Annotated in this window: 6 protein-coding genes; 1 reads left to right on the top strand and 5 read right to left on the bottom strand. The window is 67.1% G+C overall.

The window, feature by feature from the left end:
- The coding region (locus tag AWJ14_RS22750; protein WP_245304171.1) for a M14 family zinc carboxypeptidase at positions 1 to 313 on the bottom strand (313 nt) is incomplete at its 3' end.
- Positions 314 to 360: 47 nt separating this feature from the next.
- Positions 361 to 1968, bottom strand: a complete 1608-nt coding sequence (locus AWJ14_RS08285) for a phytoene desaturase family protein (protein ID WP_066177397.1) — start codon at positions 1966 to 1968, stop codon at positions 361 to 363.
- Between the two features lie 142 nt (positions 1969 to 2110).
- Between AWJ14_RS08285 and xseA the strand changes: the two genes are divergently transcribed.
- Positions 2111 to 3694, top strand: a complete 1584-nt coding sequence (gene xseA / locus AWJ14_RS08280) for an exodeoxyribonuclease VII large subunit (protein ID WP_066177393.1) — start codon at positions 2111 to 2113, stop codon at positions 3692 to 3694.
- Between the two features lie 42 nt (positions 3695 to 3736).
- Here the strand turns inward: xseA and ybaK are convergent, their stop codons facing one another.
- Genes ybaK through AWJ14_RS08265 form a run of 3 tightly spaced genes read right to left on the bottom strand, consistent with a single transcriptional unit; the run spans position 3737 to position 5626 of the window.
- Positions 3737 to 4210 carry a Cys-tRNA(Pro) deacylase gene (ybaK, locus tag AWJ14_RS08275; protein ID WP_066177391.1) on the bottom strand — a complete coding sequence of 158 codons (474 nt, stop codon included), beginning with the start codon at positions 4208 to 4210 and terminating at the stop codon, positions 3737 to 3739.
- A 14-nt stretch (positions 4211 to 4224) separates the two neighbouring features.
- Positions 4225 to 4572: an ArsC family reductase gene (locus AWJ14_RS08270; protein WP_066177389.1), complete on the bottom strand. Its 348-nt coding sequence runs from the start codon at positions 4570 to 4572 to the stop codon at positions 4225 to 4227.
- Positions 4573 to 4582: 10 nt separating this feature from the next.
- Positions 4583 to 5626, bottom strand: a complete 1044-nt coding sequence (locus AWJ14_RS08265; protein WP_066177387.1) for an NAD-dependent epimerase/dehydratase family protein — start codon at positions 5624 to 5626, stop codon at positions 4583 to 4585.
- Positions 5627 to 5826: the final 200 nt, after the last annotated feature.

Raw genomic sequence — 5826 nt, 5'->3', positions numbered from 1 at the left:
CACGGTTGAAATTGATGCGGTTGCCGGTGAAAAACCGCCCCATATGCTGGCTGAACAGGTGCTGCGCCGCGCCGATCGGATTGGCCTGCGGCACCAGCGTGAGCGAGCCCAGCAACCGGCCTTCGGCTTCCGCCTTCACAAGTTCCGGGATCAGGTAATGCAGGGCTGCCGGCCCCGGCCGTTCGTCGGCGTGGAGTGCGGCCTGGATATAGACCTTGGGCGCGGCGGGGTCGCTGCCGGCAAGGCGATGGACGACCAGCTCATAGGCGATGCCGGGGGTTTCCCCCGCAAGTGTTTCGATCTCGGTTTTCATGGACTGTTACCTCAAGAGTGTCGTGGGGCGACCGCGAGGGCCGAGGATTACACCCGGCGGGCCCGGATGTCGCCGAGAATTTCGCGCGCCGCATTGTGGCCCGGAACGCCGGTCACGCCGCCGCCGGGATGGGTGGAGGAGCCGCACATATAGAGCCCCTTGAGCGGCGCGCGATAGGCGCCGTAGCCCAGCACCGGGCGCGCGGAGAACAGCTGGTTGAGGCTCAGCTTGCCGTGGAAGATGTCGCCGCCGACAAGCGCCAATTCGCGTTCGAGATCGAGCGGCGAGAGCACCTGTCGGCCGATCACGCTGTCCCTGAAGCCCGGCGCGAAGCGGTCGACGGTGCCGATCATCAGGTCCGCCACGGCCTCGCGATGGTCGTCCCAGGAATTGCCGCCCGGGAAATCCTCGGGCAGCGTCGGCGCGACATGCTGGCAGAACAGGCTCGCGACATGCTTGCCTTCGGGGGCGAGCGTGTCGTCGAGCGTGGAGGGAATGAGCATCTCGACCACCGGCTGGCGCGACCAGCCGCGGCTGCGCGAATCGAGATAGGCGCGATCCATGTAATCGAGCGACGGTGCGATGATGATGCCTGCCGTCAGGTGGTCGCCCGGCTCGGGCCGCGCCGTGAAGGCCGGCAGGCGGTCGAGCGCGATATTCATGCGGAACGTGCCCGAGCCGCTTTGCCAGTGACCGATGCGGCGGCGGAAATCCTCAGGCAGCGGCGCATCGGTGAGCAGTTTACCCACCAGCAATTGCGGGTGAATGTTGGAGGCGACGAGATCGGCATCGTAGCGGGTTCCGTCCGCGGTGAAGACCGCGCTCACCCGGCCTTTGCGCGCCTCGATGCGGTCGACCGGCGCGCCGGTGCGGATCACCACGCCCTTTTCCTCGCAGGCGCGGCGCATCGCTTGCGTGATCGCGCCCATGCCGCCGATGGCGTGGCCCCAGGCACCGCGCTTGCCGTTGACCTCGCCGAAACAGTGATGCAGCAGCACATAGCCTGTACCCGGAGTATAGGGACTGACCCAGGCGCCGACGATGCCGTCGAAGCCGAACAGCGCCTTGACCGGATCGCTTTCGAACCAGCGGTCGAGGATTTCCGAGGCCGAGCAGGTGAAGAGATCGAGCACGTCGCGGCGGGCATCGAGCGAGAGGTCGGAAAACCGCTTGCCGAGCGCGGCGGTCTTCAGCAGTTCCGGCACGGCCGAGAGCCAGTTGCCGTCCGTGACATTGGGCGGGGTGCGCAACAGCAGATCGCGCAGCACCGAGGCCGCGTTTTCGAGCATGTGGTCGTAGCCTTCGAGCGCTTCGGCGTCGCGCGCGGAGAATTGCGCCACCGAGGCGCGGGTGCGGCCGGGTCCGGCTTCGAGCGCGCGGCCGTCGGGCAGGGGCACGAAATTGCCCATCCGTCGCTCGACGATGGTCAGGCCATGCCGCGGCAACTCGAGATCGGCGATCACCTTGGGATTGAGCAGCGACACCGTGTAGGAGGCGACCGAATTGCGGAACCCGGGATGGAATTCCTCGGTCACCGCGGCACCGCCGACCTGGTCGCGCCGTTCGAGAACCGTGACCTTGTGACCTGCCGCCGCCAGATACCAGGCACACACCAGCCCGTTATGGCCGCCGCCGATCACCACCCCCTGCTTCATGTCGAAACTCTCCCTCGCTCCGTGCCGGGCGCATCTTGCACCGGGATGCGCGGCCGGTGCAATGGCGCGCGGCAAGCCGCCGCACGATGCGAGGCGTGGCCGCAAGGCTTGACGGCGACCATGCCATGATGCGCAATCGGGCATGTCTGATATTTTTGATGATTCGCCCACCAACGCTGCCGAATTCACCGTCAGCGAGCTCTCGGGCTCGATCCGCCGGACCGTCGAGGATGCCTTCGGCCATGTGCGGGTGCGCGGCGAAATTTCCGGCTATCGCGGGCCGCATTCCTCGGGACACGCCTATTTCTCGCTCAAGGACGACAAGGCCCGGATCGAGGCGGTGATCTGGAAGGGCGTGTTCTCGCGTCTCAAGCACCGCCCGGAAGAAGGGCTCGAGGTGATCGCCACCGGCCGGATCACCACCTATCCGGGATCGTCCAAATACCAGATCGTCATCGACGCGATCGAGCCCGCGGGCGCCGGCGCGCTGATGGCGCTGATCGAGGAACGGCGCCGCAAGCTGGCCGCCGAAGGCCTGTTCGACGAGGCGCGCAAGCAACTGCTGCCGTTCATGCCGGGCGTGATCGGGGTGGTGACCTCGCCCACGGGCGCGGTGATCCGCGACATCCTGCACCGGCTCGAAGACCGGTTTCCGGTGCATGTGATCGTCTGGCCGGTGCGGGTGCAGGGCGAGACCTCGGGCCAGGAAGTGGCGCAGGCGATCCGTGGCTTCAATGCGCTGACGGGCGGCGGGCCGATCGCCCGGCCCGACCTGATCATCGTCGCCCGCGGCGGCGGCAGCCTCGAGGACCTGTGGGGCTTTAACGACGAGGCGGTGGTGCGCGCAGCCGCCGATTCCGAGATCCCGCTGATATCCGCGGTCGGGCACGAAACCGACTGGACGCTGATCGATCACGCCAGCGACCGGCGGGCGCCGACGCCCACCGGGGCGGCCGAAATGGCGGTGCCGGTCAAGGCCGACCTGGTGGCCCAGGTGGCAGCACTCGCCGCACGGCTGCGGTCGGCGCAAACGCGCACGCTCGACCGACGGCGCGAGACGGTGCGGGGTCTCGCGCGCGCGCTGCCCACGCTCGACAGCGTGCTCGCGCTGCCCCGGCAGCGGCTCGACCGCTCGGCGCAGGGGCTCGGCCAGGCGCTGCAACTCAACACCGCGAACCGCCGGCGCGGCTTCGAGCGCCAGGCCGCACGGGTGACGCCGATGGCGCTGGTCTCGGCGATCCGCGAGAAACGGCAGGCGGTGCGGGAGAAAAGTGCGCGCGCGGACTGGGCGGTGGGCCGCAGGGTCGAGGCCTGGCGCAACCGGCTCGACCGGTATGCCGCGAGCCTTGCCGCGGTGCCGCGCCGGCTTGCCGACACGCAGGGCCGCGGACGCGAGCGGCTGACGGGCCTTGACCGGCGCGCGACAATCGCGCTCACGCAGATGCTCGGCCAGCGCCGCCGAGGCCTCGACGCGCAGGCGCGGATGCTGCAGTCGCTGTCCCACCACAGCGTTCTGGGCCGCGGATTCGCCGTGATCCGCGACGCGGATCGCGCAGTCCTCGCCCGTGCCGCCGAGGTCGAGGCTGGCACGATGCTGTCGATCGAATTCGCCGACGGCGAGGTCGCAGCACTCGCCCAGAGTTCCGACCAGCCGATCCGCCCGGCAAAGCCCGCGCGCGCCAAGGCGACGAAGCCGACACCGCCCGGCCAGGGCAGCCTGTTCTAGGGCATCGGCAGCTGTTCTAGGGCATCGGCAGGGCCGGATGTTTCAGGCGACGATGTCGGCTGCGACCGCGTCCAGCACCCGGCGCGCGTCCTCGGGATCGATCCGGAGCAGCAGCCCGCGCTGGCCGGCATTGATGAGGACATAGGGCTCCAGCATCGCCGTCTCCTCGATCGCCGTCGGGACCCGCTTCTTCTGGCCGAAGGGGCTGATGCCGCCGACATGATAGCCGGTGAACCGCTCGGCGGCGGCGGGCTTCATCATGGTCGCCGACTTGCCCCTGAGCGCCGCGGCAAGCTTCTTCATGCTGACATCGCAGTCCGACGGCGCGATCACGCAGACCGGCTTGCCGTCGAGTTCGGCCATCAGCGTCTTGAGCACCCGCGCCGGCGGCTCGTCGAGCGCGTCCGCGGCCTGCAGGCCGATACTCTGCGCATCGGGGTCGTAGACATAATCATGGACCGTGAAGGCGATGCCCGCTGCGGCGAGCATCTGCGTGGCACGGGTGGCTTTCGACATCGACAGACCTCCCTTCAGGCAAAGACCTGTTCGTAAAGCTCCGGCTTGAAGCCGATCAGCAGGCGGCCATCGGCTTCAAGCACCGGCCGCTTGATCATGGACGGCTGCGCCAGCATCAGGTCTATCGCCGCGTGCTGGTCGAGATCCTGCTTGCTCGCTTCCGGCAGCATCTTGAAGGTGCGGCCGGCGCGGTTCAGGACGGTTTCCCAGCCCGCTTGCGCGCACCAGCGTTCGAGCGAGGCGCGGTCGATGCCTTCCGTCTTGTAGTCGTGAAACCTGGCCTCGACACCGTGATCGGCGAGCCAGGCGCGCGCCTTCTTCATGGTGTCGCAGTTCTTGATGCCGTAGATGGTCATGCTCATGGGTAGTCTTTCACTGCCAATAGAGGTTCGAATCGAGCAGGTCCTTGTCGATCAGGCCCGTCAGCACCGACAGCCTGACATAATCGGAACTGCGGAAATCGGAGGGCAGCGCCGGAATCTTCGAGATCCCGTCCGCCAGTTCCCTGACCGTATCGGCAAGCGTGGCGAGCGGCTGGTGGTCGGGCGCATGCGCACGGAACCGCGCGAAATCGACCCGGTAGGACCGTTTGTCCGGCTGGCCCGCACTGTTGATCCGCACCTTGACGCCGGGCAGGATATCGCCCACGGCGTGGGCCAGGTCGCGGATCTGGTAGGTCCATGCGTCCGAGCCGACATTGACCGCCATGTAGCGGCCTCCGTTGTCGGCCGGTCTCTGAAGCGCCCATTCGGTCGCCCGGGCCATGTCCTTGACCGCGATCAGCGGACGCCACGGCGTGCCGTCGCTCAAGACCTCGATTTCGCCCTTGACGAGGGCGGAGGCCACGAAATCGTTGAGCACCAGGTCGAGACGCAGCCGGTCGCTCATCCCGCAGGCGGTCGAAAACCGCAGCGAGGTGATCACCGGACCGCGCCCTGCAAGCCGCTCCAGCGCCTGCTCGACATCGACCTTGGAACGCGCATAGGCGGTCAAAGGGTTGAGCGCGTCGGTCTCCTTGCGTGGCGCATCGCCGCCGGCGCCATACATCGAACAGCTCGAGGCGAAGACGATGCTCTTCGAGGACAGATCGTCGATCTTGTCGAGCACGTTGAGGCAGCCCCGGTGATTGATCTCGTCGGTTACCCTGGCGTAGCGCTCGCCCATCGGATCGTTGGAAATCGCCGCGAGCAGCACGATCTTGTCGAACCCGGAAACGAAGTCTCGGTCGATATCGCGCAGATCGCCGAACACCTGTTCGTCGCACAGGGTGTCGGCGAGGCGCGCATCGGTGGTGACGCAGCGGGCAAAATAGCCGGTGTCGTAGCCCGTGATATGGGCGCCCGGGATCGTCGTCCTCAGGTGCCGCACCACCACCGGGCCGAGATAGCCCAGATTGCCTGTGATCAGTATCTTCATGTCGCTCCCTGCCTTTCAGGAGGATGAAACCGGGCCTTGCCGCCGCATGCAAGCCCGCAACGGTGTGGCGGGCCGCATTGCGAGGCCCAGTCTAATATGGGTTGTCCTGCGTATCCAATTGAAAAACATGCAGATAGATTGATTTTGTGCGTCAAGTTCTGCAAATTGGGCGGCCATGAAGCTGGTCATGCGGCTTTGCG

The organism is Parahoeflea olei (genome assembly GCF_001703635.1).
GTDB classification, from domain to species: domain Bacteria; phylum Pseudomonadota; class Alphaproteobacteria; order Rhizobiales; family Rhizobiaceae; genus Hoeflea; species Hoeflea olei.
This window is presented reverse-complemented; position numbering and strand designations above follow the sequence as displayed.